The sequence below is a fragment of the Acidovorax sp. FG60 genome (genome assembly GCF_057808995.1).
Window position 1 is genome coordinate 84,529 of the sequence record NZ_JBMDJC010000002.1, and the last position, 15,639, is coordinate 100,167.

The 15,639-nt window shown below is 66.4% G+C and carries 10 protein-coding genes; 3 read left to right on the forward strand and 7 right to left on the reverse strand.

Annotated features, from left to right (window positions below):
• Positions 1-13: 13 nt before the first annotated feature.
• On the reverse strand, positions 14-469 hold the full coding sequence (locus ACODS0_RS03200; RefSeq protein ID WP_055397946.1) for a MarR family winged helix-turn-helix transcriptional regulator: 456 nt from the start codon (positions 467-469) through the stop codon (positions 14-16).
• A 169-nt stretch (positions 470-638) separates the two neighbouring features.
• On the opposite strand from ACODS0_RS03200, the gene ACODS0_RS03205 reads away from it, so the two are divergent.
• The 3 genes from ACODS0_RS03205 (at position 639) to ACODS0_RS03215 (ending at position 2,254) form a co-directional block, all read left to right on the forward strand.
• The gene (locus ACODS0_RS03205; protein WP_488832777.1) at positions 639-1,334 is read left to right on the forward strand and encodes a fumarylacetoacetate hydrolase family protein; all 696 of its coding nucleotides are present in this window, start codon (positions 639-641) and stop codon (positions 1,332-1,334) included.
• Positions 1,335-1,454: 120 nt separating this feature from the next.
• Positions 1,455-2,006, forward strand: a complete 552-nt coding sequence (locus tag ACODS0_RS03210; protein ID WP_055397838.1) for an NUDIX hydrolase — start codon at positions 1,455-1,457, stop codon at positions 2,004-2,006.
• 8 nt (positions 2,007-2,014) lie between these two features.
• Positions 2,015-2,254, forward strand: coding sequence for a DUF1737 domain-containing protein (locus ACODS0_RS03215; RefSeq protein WP_488832781.1), 240 nt, complete (start codon positions 2,015-2,017; stop codon positions 2,252-2,254).
• Here the strand turns inward: ACODS0_RS03215 and ACODS0_RS03220 are convergent.
• The 6 genes from ACODS0_RS03220 to ACODS0_RS03245 form a co-directional block, all read right to left on the reverse strand.
• On the reverse strand, positions 2,235-2,633 hold the full coding sequence (locus tag ACODS0_RS03220) for a collagen-like domain-containing protein (RefSeq protein ID WP_055397836.1): 399 nt from the start codon (positions 2,631-2,633) through the stop codon (positions 2,235-2,237). The two genes, ACODS0_RS03215 and ACODS0_RS03220, sit on opposite strands and share 20 nt — an antisense overlap.
• Positions 2,634-2,846: 213 nt before the next feature.
• Positions 2,847-5,180 carry a penicillin-binding protein 1A gene (locus ACODS0_RS03225; protein ID WP_488832785.1) on the reverse strand — a complete coding sequence of 778 codons (2,334 nt, stop codon included), beginning with the start codon at positions 5,178-5,180 and terminating at the stop codon, positions 2,847-2,849.
• A 28-nt stretch (positions 5,181-5,208) separates the two neighbouring features.
• Positions 5,209-7,296, reverse strand: a complete 2,088-nt coding sequence (gene ligA / locus ACODS0_RS03230) for an NAD-dependent DNA ligase LigA (RefSeq protein WP_488832787.1) — start codon at positions 7,294-7,296, stop codon at positions 5,209-5,211.
• A gap of 14 nt (positions 7,297-7,310) precedes the next feature.
• Positions 7,311-8,429: a cell division protein FtsZ gene (locus ACODS0_RS03235; RefSeq protein ID WP_218301148.1), complete on the reverse strand. Its 1,119-nt coding sequence runs from the start codon at positions 8,427-8,429 to the stop codon at positions 7,311-7,313.
• 22 nt (positions 8,430-8,451) lie between these two features.
• Positions 8,452-11,976 carry a chromosome segregation protein SMC gene (gene smc / locus ACODS0_RS03240; protein ID WP_487255141.1) on the reverse strand — a complete coding sequence of 1,175 codons (3,525 nt, stop codon included), beginning with the start codon at positions 11,974-11,976 and terminating at the stop codon, positions 8,452-8,454.
• Positions 11,977-12,265: 289 nt separating this feature from the next.
• The gene (locus ACODS0_RS03245) at positions 12,266-15,448 is read right to left on the reverse strand and encodes a bifunctional diguanylate cyclase/phosphodiesterase (protein ID WP_488832791.1); all 3,183 of its coding nucleotides are present in this window, start codon (positions 15,446-15,448) and stop codon (positions 12,266-12,268) included.
• Positions 15,449-15,639: the final 191 nt, after the last annotated feature.

The following is a 15,639-nucleotide window of genomic DNA, read 5'->3' on the forward strand; positions in this document are numbered from 1 at the left end:
CCGCCCGGGTCCGTCAGGCGCCCGAGGCCCCTGCCGGGTCCTGGTGGTTGTAGACAACCTTGGACAGGATGGCCATCAGATCGACGCGCTCCTGCGCATTGAGTGGCGCCATCAGCCGCTCCTGCACACGCTGGGCGGCATCACGCATCTGTAGCGCGGCGACCTCGCCCTCGGGGGTGATCCACAGCAGTTTGCGGCGGCGGTCGCGGGTGTCGGGCTCGCGGCGGATCCAGCCGCGTTTTTCGAGCCGCCCAATTACCGAGCCCGATGTGGCAGCGTCGAACGCCACGCGGGACGCCAGCGTGACCTGGTCTTCACCGGGCCGCGCCAGCAGCTCGTGCAGGATGGCGAACTGCACCGGCGTCACGTCAAACCCCGCAGTCTCTTCCATGAAAAGCGCCACGGTTCGCTGGTGGGCACGGCGCACCAGGTGGCCTGGCGTGTTGTGGAAATCGAAGCTCTTTGCCATGGGCGCGAGTGTAGCGCCCCCCAGCAGTCGGCCCGCGCCCATGGCACACTGCCACACCGAGGGCGCGCAGGGTCCACCCCGGGGTTTTTGCGACACAGTCCCTGCCCTGGCATCCGCGCCGTCCGGCAACCATTCATTTCCATTGAACCCAGAAATTCGAGAGGCTGACATGAGCTACGTGTTTTCTCCCGCCCCCGTGGCCAGCGTGCCCGTGGTGGGCAGCGGCGACCGCTTTCCCGTACACCGCATTTATTGCGTGGGCCGCAACTATGAAGAGCATGCCAAGGAGATGGGCTTCACCGGCCGCGAGCCACCCTTCTTCTTCATGAAGCCCGCCGATGCCATCGTGGTGGTCAACGCGGGCGAAACGGGCCAGCTGCCCTACCCCAGCCTCACCGCCAACCTGCACCACGAGATCGAACTGGTCGTGGCCATCGGCAAGGGTGGCAAAAACATCAAGGCCGCCGACGCATTGGCACACATCTACGGCTATGCCGTGGGCCTGGACATGACACGCCGCGACCTGCAGAACGACATGAAAAAACAGGGCCGCCCCTGGTGCATCGGCAAGGGCTTTGATGCCAGCGCGCCCATTGGCCCCATCACCCCGGCTGCCCAGGCTGGCGACGTGGCCAACGCGCCCATCTGGCTGCAGGTCAACGGCGCCGACCGCCAGCGCAGCACCGTCACCCAGCTGATCTGGAACATTGCCGAAACCATCGAACACCTATCGGCCGCGTGGGAGCTGCAGCCCGGCGACCTGATCTACACCGGTACCCCCGAAGGCGTGGGCGCCGTGGTGCGCGGCGATGTGCTGGAGGGTGGTGTCGAAGGCCTGGGCACGCTGCGCTTGAGCGTGGTGTAACGCCCTGGCCGGGGCGCCGCGGGGCCCCAGTCTGGACGCACACCCTGCACTATGCTTTTCATAGCTGCTTGCGCTTATAGAACAAGCGCTGGCAGCCGATTTGATTCAAAAAATCCTCCGATGACCTTCCGCAGCCCCATCAAACACTGCCGCGCCTGTGGCACCGCCGTGGTCTACCGCCTGCCGGACGACGGCGACACCAAACAGCGCGCGGTGTGCCCCGTCTGCAACACGGTGCACTACGAGAACCCGCTCAACGTGGTGGGCACGGTGCCCGCACTGCCCGATGGCCGAATCCTGCTGTGCAAGCGCAATATCGAACCCCGCTGGGGCAAGTGGACCCTGCCCGCAGGCTTCATGGAGCTGGACGAAACCACGGCCCAGGGCGCCGCGCGAGAAACAGACGAAGAGGCTGGCGCCCAGATTGAAATGGGCCCGCTGTTCAGCCTGCTGAATGTGCGCCGTGTGGGCCAGGTACACCTGTTTTACCGCGCCACGCTGCTGAGCGACCAGTTCAACCCCGGCTACGAGACCATCGAGGCGCGCCTGTTTGCCGAAGACGAGGTACCCTGGGACGAACTGGCCTTCCGCACCGTGAAGGAAACCCTGGAATGCTACTTTGCCGACCGCAAGGCGGGCGCCATGGGTATGCACTTCATTGACATCGAATAGGCCGTGGGATGACTGCCACTACCACCTCCACGTCCCCTGCCCCGGCCAGCACACCTCCCGATGGCCTGCCAGCCTACCGCTTGCTCACAGGCCCTGATGACGCCAGCTTTTGCCGCCGTGTCAGCTACGCGCTGGCACTGGGCTACCGGTTGTACGGATCCCCCGCCGCCACGTTCAACGGCCAGAACGTGAGCCGGTCGCGGGCCGTCAGCCGCCGAGCGCGCCGTGTCACGGCTTGGCGGGTATGACGATGACGGTACTGCCATCGCCCGAGGTTCCGGTATTACCGGTGTTGCCCTTGCTACCAGTGTTGCCGGTGTTGCCCTTGGCACCCGTGGCACCTGTATCCCCCTGGTAGCCCGTGGCGCCTTGCATGCCGGTAGCACCCGTGCTGCCCTGCCCGCCTGTGGCCCCTGTGGACCCCATGCTGCCTGTAGCCCCTGTGTAACCCGTGTTTCCCTGGTTGCCCGTGGCTCCGGTGGCTCCGGTATAGCCGGTGTCACCGGTCTTGCCGGTATATCCCGTATTGCCGGTATTGCCCTGCGCTCCCGGGGGGCCCATGGGGCCGGTGCAGGCGCCGAGGGTGAGGGTGGCCAGCACAAGCAAGGTGGTGGTAATCGTTTTCATGGTGAGTCCTTTGGCGTTGCATGCAGTCCAACAACGACTGCATGGGCCAATGTGCGGGCCCCACCGTAATAGGTCTGTTCGGTTACGCGCATAAGGGAGGCGCCAGCCGCACCATGGAGTGACTGGCGACGCCGTCCTACAACGTCAAAGTTGGCAGCGTTGTGCAACGCTTCGGTGGCGTGGGGTGCGCAGGCCCACCCCGCCACTTCGCACCTACCCGCCCACCCGCTCCTCGGCCGGCACAGGCGGCCGGGACGAACCAGCAGGGTCCGTGGTGACCGGTGGCAGCCCATCACCGCTGGGCCGTGGCGGAGTGCCGGGCCAGGGGGCCGGCGCAGAGGGGGATTGCGCATCCCCTCCGAACAGGCCCCGGATCCATTCCCGCATCGCGCCCAGTGATCCATCCACCGGTGGCGGGGGGGTATCCACAAACTCGTCTACAAAGCGGTCATTCCCGTTGATCGCCCTGGTGCGAATGGCCTGCTGCATGAACTCGCCCACCATGGGCAACGCGCTGCGCGCCCCCTGCCCCCACGCATCGCTGCGCAGCGTGATGCGGCCGTCGTTGAAACCCGCCCAGGCACCCGCCACAACGCGCGCGTGCATCAGGATGAACCAGCCGTCGGTGTTGTCCTGCGTAGTGCCGGTCTTGCCCGCCACATCGGCCTGGATGCCATAGCGGGTGCGGATTGCGGTGGCCGTGCCCCGGTCGATGGCGCCGCGCATGGTATTGCGCAAGGTCTGCGCGGCGCGTGGCTCGAAAACCGTTTCAGGGGCAGACGGCGCAAAAGTCTCCAGCACCTTGCCGCGGCGGTCCTCGATGCGGGTAATCAGCACGGGCTCCACATAGCGGCCCAGATTGGCGATGGAGCTGTAGGCCGTCACCATTTCCTTCAGGGTGACCGGGCTGGTGCCGAGCGCCAGAGATGGCACCTCTTCCAGCGGCGACTGGCGCACCCCCAGGGCCCGGGCCACCTCGGCCACGCGGGCCGGGCCCACCTGCTGCATGACCTGTGCGGTGATGGTGTTCTTGGAAAACGCCAGACCATCGGCCAGCGTCATGGGCTGGTCGCTGGGCGGGCCGCCATCGGTGGGGCGCCAGACGCGGCCTCCGCCCAGGGGAATTTCTACGGGCCCGTCCATCAGCGTATCGCTGGGCGACGCGCCACTGGCAAACGCCGCGCCATACACAAAGGGCTTGAACGTGGAGCCAGGCTGGCGCCGCGCCGCCTGCACATGGTCGAACGGGTCTTGCGCAAAGTCGCGGCTGCCCACCCACGCCAGCACATGGCCGGTGACCGGGTCTTGCGCCAGAAAACCGGCCTGCACGCGCGTCTTCTCGGCGCGCAGTTTCTGCAGGAAGGCGGTGTCATCCAGCAGCGCCTGCAATGCATCTTCCGGGGTCTGGCCCTTGTCCACGGCGTTGCGGTATTCGGGGCTTTCGCGCACCAGCGTCTGCACCAGCTCGCTCTTCGGGCCCCAGCCATTGCGCTGGGACCAGGCGGTGTCTGCCACGCCCTGCAGCTGGCGCCCCTGGCGCGCCACGGCCTGGTTGGCAATGGCCTGCAGGCGCGAGTCGATGGTGGTGCGGATCACCAGGCCATCGGCATACAGGTTGTAGCCATGGCTGTCGGCCCACTCGATGAGCTGCTTGCGCAACTGCATCGCAAAGTGGGGCGCGGGGCCCATGACCTCGGTCTGGCGCTCGAAATTGACGCGCAGCGGGCGTTTTTGCAGGGCCTCCAGCTGCTTTTCTTCGAGCTTGCCGCGCTTGACCATTTGCGACAGCACGGTGTTGCGCCGTGCCTGGGCACGCTCGGGGTTGAGCACGGGGTTGTAGTAGGCCGTGCCCTTGAGCATGCCGATCAGCGTGGCGCTTTCCAGCACGTTGAGCTTGTCGGCCGACTTGTCGAAATACGTGCGCGCGGCCATCTCGATACCGTAGGCGTTGTAGAGGAACGGCACGGTGTTGAGGTAAGTCTCCAGGATCTCGTCCTTGGTGTACGACGCCTCGATCTTGAGCGCGGTGATCGCCTCCTTGAGCTTGCGCGTGAGGGCCTGTGGGAACACGCGCGAGCGCCCGATCTCCTCCGGAAACAGGTTGCGTGCCAGCTGCTGCGTGATGGTGGAGCCGCCCTGTGGGTCCCCGCGCAGCGTGTGCACCACCGACGATGCCGTGCGCCGCCAATCCAGACCAAAGTGGTCGTAAAAACGGTGGTCTTCGGTGGCGATGAGGGCGTTCACCACGTTGGGCGATATCTGGCTCAGTTCCACCCATTCGCGGTTGGCCCAGCGGTATTCGGCCAGCAGCTTGCCGTCCACCGACATCAGCTGCGCGGGCAGCTCGCTTTTGGCCTTGCGGATGTCACTGATGGAGGGGGTGAACGGGATCAGCACCAGCGTGTAGACCAGCACGGCGGCAGGCACGGCCATGGCTCCCCACATCAGCGCGCGCCGCAGCGGGCGGGGTATCCAGGCGAACAGGCCGGCCAGCCAGCGGAACAGGGCCGCCGCGCGGGCCTGAAAGGAAAGCAGCAATGTGCGCATCAAAAACTCAGAGAAAGGAGAGATTGCCTCAGGCGCCTGTGCCCGACAGCAGGGCCAGCATGCCGGCTTCGTCCAGCACGGGCACGCCAAGCTCTTCGGCCTTGGCCAATTTGCTGCCGGCCTCGGCGCCCGCCACCACATAGCTGGTCTTCTTGCTGACCGAACCGGCCACCTTGGCGCCAGCGGCTTCCAGCATGTCCTTGGCGGCATCACGGCTGAGCGTGGGCAAGGTGCCGGTCAGCACCACCGTCTTGCCCGCCAGGATCTGCGGGGCACGCTCGGCCACCGGGCCTTCGGGCCAGGTCACGCCACAGGCGCGCAGTTGCTCGACCACCTCCCGGTTGTGCGGCTGCTGGAAGAAGGTGTGCAGGCTCTGTGCCACCACGGGGCCCACATCGTTCACCTCCAGCAACTGCTCCACGCTCGCATCCATGATGGCGTCCAGCGTGCCAAAGTGCCGAGCGAGGTCCTTGGCCGTGGCCTCGCCCACATGGCGCAGCCCCAGGCCGAACAGGAAGCGCGGCAAGGTGGTCTGCTTGGATTTTTCGAGCGCAGCCAGCACGTTCTGGGCCGACTTCTCGGCCATGCGCTCCAGCGCGATGAGCGACGTGAGGCCCAGCCGGTACAGGTCGGGCAGCGTACGGATCACGTTGGCGTCCACCAGCTGGTCCACCAGCTTGTCGCCCAGGCCCTCGATGTCCATGGCGCGGCGCGCGGCAAAGTGCAGTATGGCCTCCTTGCGCTGCGCGGCGCAGAACAGGCCACCCGTGCAGCGGTGGTTGGCTTCACCCTTTTCGCGGACCACATCGCTACCGCACACGGGGCAGGCTGCGGGCATGCGGAAGTTGGGCACATACCCCGTGCGCTTGCCCGGCATCACACCCACCACCTCGGGAATCACATCGCCCGCGCGGCGCACGATGACGGTGTCGCCCACGCGCACGCCCTTCTTGCGAATCTCGAACAGGTTGTGCAGCGTGGCATTGGTGACGGTGACACCGCCCACAAACACTGGCGCAAGGCGTGCGACCGGCGTGATCTTGCCGGTGCGGCCTACCTGTACGTCGATGCCTTCGATCTTGGTGGCCATCTCCTGGGCCGGGTACTTGTGCGCCACGGCCCAGCGCGGCTCGCGGGTCTTGAAGCCCAGGTCGCGCTGCAACTGCAGGGAATTGACCTTGTAGACCACACCGTCGATGTCGTACGGCAGCGCATCGCGGCTGGCTCCCACCTGCTGGTGAAATGCTACCAATTCAGCAGCACCTACCGCAATCTGCACCTGCGCTGCAACTGGAAAACCCCAGGACTTCAGCGTCTGCAGCATCTCGTAGTGCGTGCGGAACACCGGCCCGCCATCGCCGGGCGGCGTGATGGCGCCCAGGCCATAGGCGAAAAAGCTCAAGGGACGCTGGGCGGTGATGCCGGAGTCGAGCTGGCGCACCGCACCCGCTGCGGCGTTGCGTGGGTTCACAAAGGTCTTGCCGCCCTGCTCACGCTGGCGCTCGTTGAGAGCATCAAAGTCTGCACGGCGCATGTAGACCTCGCCACGTACTTCGAGCAGCGGCGGTACACCGCCAGGCAGCGTGAGGGGTATCTGCCGGATCGTGCGGATGTTGTGCGTCACGTCCTCGCCCACCTCGCCATCACCGCGCGTAGCGGCCTGCACCAGGCGGCCGTTTTCATAGCGCAGGCTCATGGCCAGGCCGTCAAACTTGGGCTCGGCCACGTATTCGATGGCAGGGTCCGATTCCGACAGGCCCAGCTCGCGCCGCACGCGGGCATCAAACGCCTGCGCGCCGGTGGCCTCGGTGTCGGTTTCGGTGTGGATGCTGAGCATGGGCACCGCGTGGCGCACCGATGCCAAGCCCTCCATCACGGCGCCAATCACGCGCTGCGTGGGCGAATCGGGGGTGATGAGGTCGGGGTGCGCAGCCTCCAGCGCCTGCAACTCGCGGAACACACGGTCGTATTCGGCATCGGGCACCGTGGGTTCGTCCAGCACGTAGTACTGGTGCGCCCAGTGGTTGAGCTGGTTGCGCAGTGCTTTGATTATGATAGCTGGTTGCGCTTGATCTGCGGGCGCTGGAGCCGAAAAAAGGTCCAAATTGTCGGTCATGACCGTACCAACGCTCAACTGAAGAGGCGCCGGGCCAATACAGAACCTGCCGACAGGTCGCGTCCATCCAACTGGTCGTACAGCAGCTCCAGGTCCGCAGCAATCGGATCCATGGCCATCGCGGGCAGCGGCTGGCCGTTCTGGTCGCAGAGCACCCCATCCATCGCGTCGCACAGCGCGGCCCCTACGTCGCGCAGGCGCGCAAAGGGTTGTTCGGTACGGTGAACTTGCGCCACGTCCAGGCTCAGAGTGATGTCGCGGATGGCGGACTGGTCGGGGTCTTCGGCCAGCGCAGCCTGGGTGTCGTAGCCCAGCGTGAGCAGGGGCGGCAGGCCCTGTGCGCTGGCAGGCAGCACCAGGCGGCCGGGCATGGCACCGGGCACAAAGCCCAGGCGGGCGGCGTTCTGCTGCACGTATCCGGGGCTCCAGGCGGCCTGGCGGGCGCGCAGCATGAACATGAGCTGGGCGTCGTGGTCGCTGGCGAACTGGTCCAGCTCACGCGCACGGGCCACTTCCTGCAGCATGTCGGGGAAGTCAGGGGCGGCATTGATCGCGTCGGCAAACGCCTGGGCCTTGACGACGAACTCGGAAAACTCGATCTCGTTGAGCGCGCCCATGCGGTTGGCCAGCTGCACGCCGGCCTGGAAGCTCTGGTAGCGCTGGCCCGGTGCAGGGGTTTCCCACTGCTGGTTCGCTTCGTTAAGGCCTTCGATGGCGAACGGCTTGCTGCCTGCGCGGCGGGTCGGCGGCAGCGCGGCCAGGGCAGCATCGCCCGACACCACATGCTCGGGCTGCAGCGATGCAATGACATCGATGAGCGGATCGAGCCCGGGGCGGCGCTCCAGCGAAAACGGTGGCACGGGCAGCTGCAGGGCCTCATCGGCATCGACCGCATGCTCCGAGGGATCGGGGCCCCGGTCGAGGCCGTGAAACTCACCCGGTGGTACGGCCACGGCAGCCCCTGCATCGAAGCCAGGCTCCTGGCGCTGGACCGGCTCACCGGCGGGATCCACGGGCTCTTGCGGCAGCGCGCGCTTGGGCGCATTGCGGCGCGAGGTCCAGGTGTTGTAGGCCACGATGAGGGCCAGCACCAGACCGCCGATGATGGCCAGACTCAGTTGCAATGTGCTCATGGGTTCAGAGAATTTGAGTTTTTCAGGCGTCGGCCATCGAAAGCGCGGACTCCATGTCCACCGCCACGATGCGCGACACGCCCTGCTCCTGCATGGTCACGCCGATCAGTTGCTCGGCCATTTCCATCGCGATCTTGTTGTGGCTGATGAACAAAAACTGCGTGCCCTTGCTCATGCTGGACACGAGCTTGGCATAACGCTCGGTGTTGGCGTCGTCCAGCGGCGCGTCCACCTCGTCCAGCAGGCAGAACGGCGCGGGGTTGAGCTGGAAGATGGCAAACACCAGTGCGATGGCCGTGAGGGCCTTTTCGCCCCCCGACAGCAGGTGAATGGTCTGGTTCTTCTTGCCGGGTGGCTGGGCCATCACCTGCACGCCGGAATCAAGGATTTCGTCGCCCGTGATGATGAGCTTGGCCTGGCCGCCGCCAAACAGCTCGGGGAACATGCGCCCGAAGTGGCCGTTGACCGTATCGAAAGTGCCTGAGAGCAGCTGGCGTGTTTCGCCATCGATCTTGCGGATCGCGTCTTCCAGCGTGTTCATGGCCTCGGTCAGGTCGGCGGTTTGCGCATCGAGGAAGATCTTGCGTTCGCTGGCCAGCTTCAGTTCGTCCAGCGCTGCCAGGTTCACGGCGCCCAGGGCGGCAATCTCGCGGTGCAGGCGGTCGATTTCGCTTTGCAGGCCACCCACGCGCACATTGCCTTCGGTGATCGACTGGGCCACGGCTTCGAGGTCGGCCTGGGCGTCGGTCAGCAAGGTGGTGTACTGCTCCAGGCCCAGGCGCGCGGCCTGCTCCTTGAGCTGGAATTCGGTGATGCGCGCGCGCAGCGGGTCGAGCGCACGTTCGAGCTGCATGCGGCGTTCATCGCTGGCGCGCAGCTTGGTCGTCAGATCGTCGTATTCGCTGCGCTGGGCGGCGAGCGCCTTTTCGCGCTCCATCTTCACTTCCAGCGCGGCCTGCAGGCCGCCTTGCGCAGCCGCATCCGATAGGCGGGCAAGCTCATCGCGTGCGCGCTGCTCTTCGTCAGCCAGGGCCTTGGCCTGCTGGGTGGCGGTTTCGATGGAGCGGTTGAGTTCGCCCCGGCGCGCCTCCAGGCTGCGCTGCGAAAACGTGGCCTCCTGCGCCTGGCGCTCCAGCGTGCGCTGCTGCTCGCGGCAGGCGGTGAGTTTGCGCTCGGCTTCGATGACCTTGTCGCCCAGCTGGGCCTCGCGCTCCTGGCTGTCGGCCAGCTGCATGTCCAGTTCTTCAAAGCGTGCCTCGGCGGCCACGCGGCGCTCCTGCAGGTCGGCCAGCTGGGCTTCCACCTCGGCCAGATCGCCGTCGATTTGCTGGCTGCGTGCGCGGGTCTGCTCGGCCAGCTGGGTCAGGCGCAGGGTTTCGACTTGCAGCTCGTGGGCACGACTTTGTGTTTCGGTGGCTTCGCGGCGTGCGGCCACGAGGCGCTGGGAAGCATCGGCATACGCAGCCTCTGCGCGGACCAGGGCCGTGCGCGATTCTTCCGCGATCAGGGCCTGCGCGCGCAGCTCTTTTTCGAGGTGCTCGATCTCCTGAGCGCGGGCCAGCATGCCGGACTGCTCAGAGTCCTGCGCATAGAAGCTCACGCTGTGCGCGCTGACAGCATGGCCCGTGGGCACAAACACCACTTCGCCGGGTTGCAGCGTGCTGCGGCGGGCCAAAGCGTCGTCCAGCGTGGGAGCGGTGTAGCACCCCTGCAGCCAGTCCACCAACACCGCACGCAGGCCCGCATCGTTCAGGCGCAGCAGGTCCGACAGGCGGGCGTGAGGGGACGATGTTTCGGGGTGGCCCGCAGCGGGGGCGCTGTAGAAAGCCAGGCGTGCGGGCGGCGCATCGTTACCGCCGGAACCCAGGAAGCCGCGCACCATGTCCAGGCGCCCTACCTCCAGCGCGGCCAGTCGCTCGCGCAGGGCCGCCTCGAGCGCGTTTTCCCAGCCGGGCTCGATGTGGATGCGGCTCCATAGGCCTTGCAGGCCGTCGAGCCCATGTTTGGCAAGCCAGGGACGCAGCTTGCCGTCGGTCTTGACCTTTTCCTGCAGCGCCTTCAGGGCCTCCATGCGGGCCGACAGGTCGGCCTGGCGAGCGCTTTCGGTGTTGACGGCCTGCTGGCGCGCGCGGCGGTCGTCGTCGAGCTGGGGTACGGACTCCTGCAGCTCGTGCAGGCGGGCTTCGGTCGTTTCTGCGATCTCTTGCGCTTCTTCGAGCTGCTCGCGCAGGTTGGTCAGGCGGGCTTCGTCGGGCGCGGCCAGCGCGTTGCGGTCGGTGCGCAGGCGCTCAAAGCGGGCGTCGAGCTGGCGGCTTTGTTCGTCAAAGCTGCGCTGCTCGGCAGCGAGCACGCCAATCTGCTGTTGGACCTGCACCACGGCAGTCCGTTGCTCGGCCGTGCGGCTTTGCGCCTGGCGCAGGGCCTCTTCCAGGTCGGGCAGCTGCATGGCCTGCTCTTCGACCTGGGCGGCCAGCATCTCGGCGCGCTCTTCGGCGTCCACCCCGGCACCGGCCAGGTTCTCGAGCTCAATGTCGGCCTCTTCCTTGCGGGCCTGCCACTGGGCGATCTGCTCGGCCAGCGTGACCAGGCGCTGCTCCACGCGCTGGCGGCCTTCTATCACGTAGCGGATCTCGGCTTCGAGCTTGCCGACCTCGGCCGTGGCTTCATAAAGCTTGCCCTGGGCCTGGTTCACCTGGTCGCCAGCGGCGTAGTGGGCCTGGCGGATGGTTTCGAGGTCAGACTCCACCGCGCGCAGATCGGCCATGCGCGATTCCAGGTCGTTGACGGCTTGCAGTCCATCGAGGCGCACCTTGTTCTGCTGCTCCTCAGCCTCGGCCCGCTTCAAAAACCACAGCTGGTGCTGCTTGAGCGTGGCGTCGGCCTGCAGGGTGTTGTACTTGGCGGCCACCTCGGCCTGCTTTTCGAGTTTTTCGAGGTTGGCGTTCAGCTCGCGCAGGATGTCTTCAACCCGCGTGAGGTTCTCGCGCGTGTCCGACAGGCGGTTTTCGGTCTCGCGGCGACGCTCCTTGTATTTGGAGACGCCCGCAGCCTCTTCGAGGAACAGGCGCAGTTCCTCAGGGCGGCTTTCGATGATGCGGCTGATGGTGCCCTGGCCGATGATGGCGTAGGCACGGGGCCCCAGGCCCGTACCCAGGAACACGTCCTGCACGTCGCGGCGGCGCACGGGCTGGTTGTTGAGGTAGTAGCTGCTGGTGCCGTCACGCGTGAGCACGCGGCGCACGGCCACCTCGCCGTACTGGCCCCACTGCCCGCCCGCACGGTGGTCGGAGTTGTCGAAGACCAGCTCCACACTGGCGCGGCTGGCCTGCTTGCGGGTGGTGGTGCCGCTGAAGATCACGTCCTGCATGGACTCGCCACGCAGCTCGCTGGCCTTGCTCTCGCCCAGCACCCAGCGCACCGCGTCCATGATGTTGGACTTGCCGCAGCCGTTCGGGCCCACCACGCCGACCAGTTGCCCGGGCAGCATGAAGTTGGTGGGTTCAGCGAACGACTTGAAACCGGAAAGCTTGATCGAGGTGAGACGCACGGGTCAGGGGGCGGGCAAAAAGAGGAAGAAGGCTGGGGTGCAAAAAGTGGCGCCAGACGGACGTTCCGGGCCGGAACACGCAGGCCGCAGCAAGGGCGGAATGATACCGCGCCGCCCGATGACCACGGGCCCTTGGCAGCATGCCCAGACGCCAGAGCGAGGGTGCGACAGAAACATTTGGAAAAAACAGGCCCTACCGCTTATCCAGAAACGATTTCACGCTATGAATATTGATATTCTGCAGCAGTGCCAGCAAGGCCCGGGGCCGGATGGGGGCAGCGTTCCTGGGTTACGCGCCGTGTGCGTCGTGTGCGTCCTGTGGGTCCTGCGCATCCACCCCATTGGTTTTGCGCACCAGTGCCTCAAACTCCGCCACGGGCACGGGCGGGCTGAAGAGGTAGCCCTGCCAGGCGTGGCAGTTGTGGCGCTCCAGAAACTCGCGCTGGGCCTCGGTTTCCACCCCTTCGGCGATCACGCGCAGGCCCAGGCTGGTGCCCAGGGCTACCACGGTGCGTGCGATAGCGGCGTCGTTGGGGTCGGTGAGCACGTCGCGCACAAAACTTTGGTCGATCTTGAGCTGGTCCAGCGGCAAGCGCTTGAGGTAGGCCAGCGACGAGTACCCGGTACCAAAGTCGTCCAGCGAGAAGCCCACGCCATATCCCTTGAGCTGGCCCATCTTTTCGATCGTGTCTTCCACGTCCTGCAGCAGCAGGCCTTCGGTCAGTTCCAGCTTGAGCTGCGGCCCCTGCGCGCCTGAGCTGGCCAGTGCTGCCAGCACCTGGGCCACAAAACCGGCCTGGTGGAACTGGCGCGGGCTCACGTTCACGGCCAGCCCCAAACCCGCCAGGTCGGCGTGCCGCGCCCAGCGGGCCAGTTGCGCGCAGGCCGCCTGGAGCACCCATTCACCCAGCGGAAGGATGAGGCCGGTCTCTTCCGCCAGCGGAATGAAATGCGCCGGCGAGACAAACCCGTCGCGGGGATGGCGCCAGCGCAGCAGCGCCTCGGCCCCCGTGATGCGGCCCCGGTCGATCTGCGGCTGGTAGTACAGCTCGAACTGGCCCTGCGCCAGGCCGATGCGCATGTCCAGCTCCAGCGCGGCGCGCGCGCTGACAGCAGCCTGCATCTGGGGGTCGTAAAAGCGCAGGGTGTCGCGACCCGCATTTTTGGCCTGGTAGAGCGCCAGGTCGGCCCGTTTGAGCAGCTCGTCGACCGTCTCGCGCATGCCGCTGAAAATGGTGACCCCCATGCTCAGCGAGCTGTGGTGCGCCGCGCCGTTGAGCACGTAGGGCTCGCGCAGGGCGGTCAGGATGCGCTGACCCACCTCTTCGCTGCGGGCCGCAGCCTCCTCGGGGTTGTCGCCCAGGTCTTCCAGCACCACCACAAACTCGTCGCCCCCCTGGCGGGCCACGGTGTCGTCCTCGTGCACGCAATTGCGCAGCCGGTGGGCCACCTGCAGCAGCAGGTTGTCGCCGCTGTCGTGGCCCCGGGTTTCGTTCAGTGTCTTGAAATTGTCCAGATCCAGCAGCAGCAAGGCACCGCTGCGCTGGTGGCGGGCACTGGTGGCCAACGCCTGCTGCAACCGGTCCATGAGCAGGCGGCGGTTGGGCAAGCGGGTGAGCGGGTCGTAGTAGGCCAGGTTGTTGATCTCTTCCTCGGCCGCCTTGCGCTGGCTCAGGTCCTGCATGGTGACAAGGTGCCCGCCCTCCACCACCACCCCCGACACCTCGACGGGCCGCCGTGTGCCATCGGCACAGCGAATGGTGTACTCGCGGGCGGGTATCACCCCGTCGCCCGCCACGGCCTGCTTTGCGGCCTGGCGCCAGGCATCGTGGACAGCGGTGCGTTCAGATTCGTCGGGGTAAGCGCGCTGCCACCAGGTTTCCACGTCCGGTACGTCTTGCGCCGCGTAGCCGCAGATCTGCACATAGCGGTCGTTGCGAAAACTGATGCGGCCGTCGGTCTGGACCAGGCACAGGCCCATGGGCAGGCGTTCCAGGATGCCGCGCAGCCGGTGCTCGTTGCTGCGCAGGGTGTCTTCCATGCGCTTGCGTGCCGTGATGTCCTGCACCACCGCGATGTGGTGGTCAGGCCGGGCCCCGGGTACCCACATGGGCGACACCGTGAGGTCCACCCACACGATGTGCCCGCTCTTGTGGAGGTAGCGCTTTTCGAGCCGGTACTCGGGCACTTCGCCTTTCTTGAGGCGTTCCAGGTGCTGCGTGTCGGCCTCCAGGTCGTCAGGATGGATGAGGGCCTGGACATGGAGCGCAGCCATCTCGTCAGGGCTGTAGCCCACGATGTCGCAATAGCGCTGGTTGGCTCGCAGAAATCGGCCGGTGGTGGTGTCCAGCAGCGCCACGCCCACGCTGGCCTGGTTGAACAAAGCATGAAATCGTTCTTCGCTTTCGCGCCGGGCATCTTCGGACACCTGGGCCCGTGCGAGGGCCAGCGTGCGCTGGCGCACCAGCAGGCCCACGGTAGATGCCAGCAGCAAGGAGACCAGCGCACCGCCCAGCCCTACAAGCACGGGCAGCCGCGCCTCGGAGGGCGACAGGAACGAGCGTGCCGGGTAGAAGGTCAGTCGCCAGCGCCGGTCATGCACCTGCAGGTCGCGCACAAACGGCTGCGCCCCGGGCAATGCCGCCGAAGACTGTGCGAGCAAGGGCCGCACCGTGGAGTCGGCAGAGCCTGCCCGCACCGAACCATGGTCGGCCATGGAAACGACGATCCCGTTGAGCAGGCCCTGGCTGCCCAGCGCCTGCACCAGGTCATACACCCGGATGGTGGACGCCACGGCCCCCAGGAAGCGGGGCTCCGGCGTGCCCGCCGTGTAGTCAAAAACCGGCACGCGGATCACAAACCCCTGGCGGTGTGTTTCTTCCTGCAGCAAATCAAACGGGGCAGAGACCACAGTGTGGCCGCTGTCCCGGCTGTACTGCATGGCGGCCAGGTTGGTGGGCTGGCTGCTGATGTCAAAGCCCAGCACACCTTCGTTGCCTGCCATGGGCCACAGGTATTCGGCCACAAAGTATTCCGCCCGTTCGCCCGGCGGCCGGATGGTGAAGTTGGGGTAGCCCTGGGAGGTCAGCGAAGTGTCGGCACGCACGCGGGCTTCGTAGGCGGCCCGCTCGGCGCCAGGCACCCAGCGGGTGAACGACAGGTTGCGCACACCGGGGTAGCGCTGGCCCACCTCCAGGTCGCTGGCCGCACGCTCAAACTCCAGGCGCGTGAGGTGGGGATTCGCCGTGAACAGGCCGCGCAGGCCGTTAACGACCTCGGTATGCCCTTCGATGCGCTGGCTCAGCGCATCGGCAAACCCGCGCGCCTCCTGCATGAATCGCGCGCGCCCGACCTGGGCCACAGAGTCGGCCTGCTGCCAGGCCAGCCAAAGGCTTACCGTCACGCCGAGCACAGCCACGCCCAACCCGGCCATCCAGTGCCGGTATCGACCGTTTTGCGTCAGTGGGGCCATGGCGTGGGGCGGGTGGGCGTTGGCATTCGGTATCAGAGCTGAGCCTGGACAAAGGTACCTGCGTTATGGGTATGTGCCATGGCAGCCGCACCAAGGATTCGGGCAAAGCGCAGGATAGCGGCAATCTGCCATCCGTTGGAGCAAGCGGCGGCACAACAACTGGTTACCAATCAGTTATTTGGTAGAAAGTG

Coding starts and splice junctions, on each gene's coding strand:
- ACODS0_RS03235 (WP_218301148.1), bottom strand. CDS start 8,429: ATGAGCACATTGCAACTGAGTCTGGCCATCATCGGCGGTCTGGTGCTG.
- ligA (WP_488832787.1), bottom strand. CDS start 7,296: ATGACCGACAATTTGGACCTTTTTTCGGCTCCAGCGCCCGCAGATCAA.
- ACODS0_RS03220 (WP_055397836.1), bottom strand. CDS start 2,633: ATGAAAACGATTACCACCACCTTGCTTGTGCTGGCCACCCTCACCCTC.
- ACODS0_RS03205 (WP_488832777.1), top strand. CDS start 639: ATGAGCTACGTGTTTTCTCCCGCCCCCGTGGCCAGCGTGCCCGTGGTG.
- ACODS0_RS03215 (WP_488832781.1), top strand. CDS start 2,015: ATGACTGCCACTACCACCTCCACGTCCCCTGCCCCGGCCAGCACACCT.
- ACODS0_RS03210 (WP_055397838.1), top strand. CDS start 1,455: ATGACCTTCCGCAGCCCCATCAAACACTGCCGCGCCTGTGGCACCGCC.
- ACODS0_RS03225 (WP_488832785.1), bottom strand. CDS start 5,180: ATGCGCACATTGCTGCTTTCCTTTCAGGCCCGCGCGGCGGCCCTGTTC.
- ACODS0_RS03245 (WP_488832791.1), bottom strand. CDS start 15,448: ATGGCCCCACTGACGCAAAACGGTCGATACCGGCACTGGATGGCCGGG.
- ACODS0_RS03200 (WP_055397946.1), bottom strand. CDS start 469: ATGGCAAAGAGCTTCGATTTCCACAACACGCCAGGCCACCTGGTGCGC.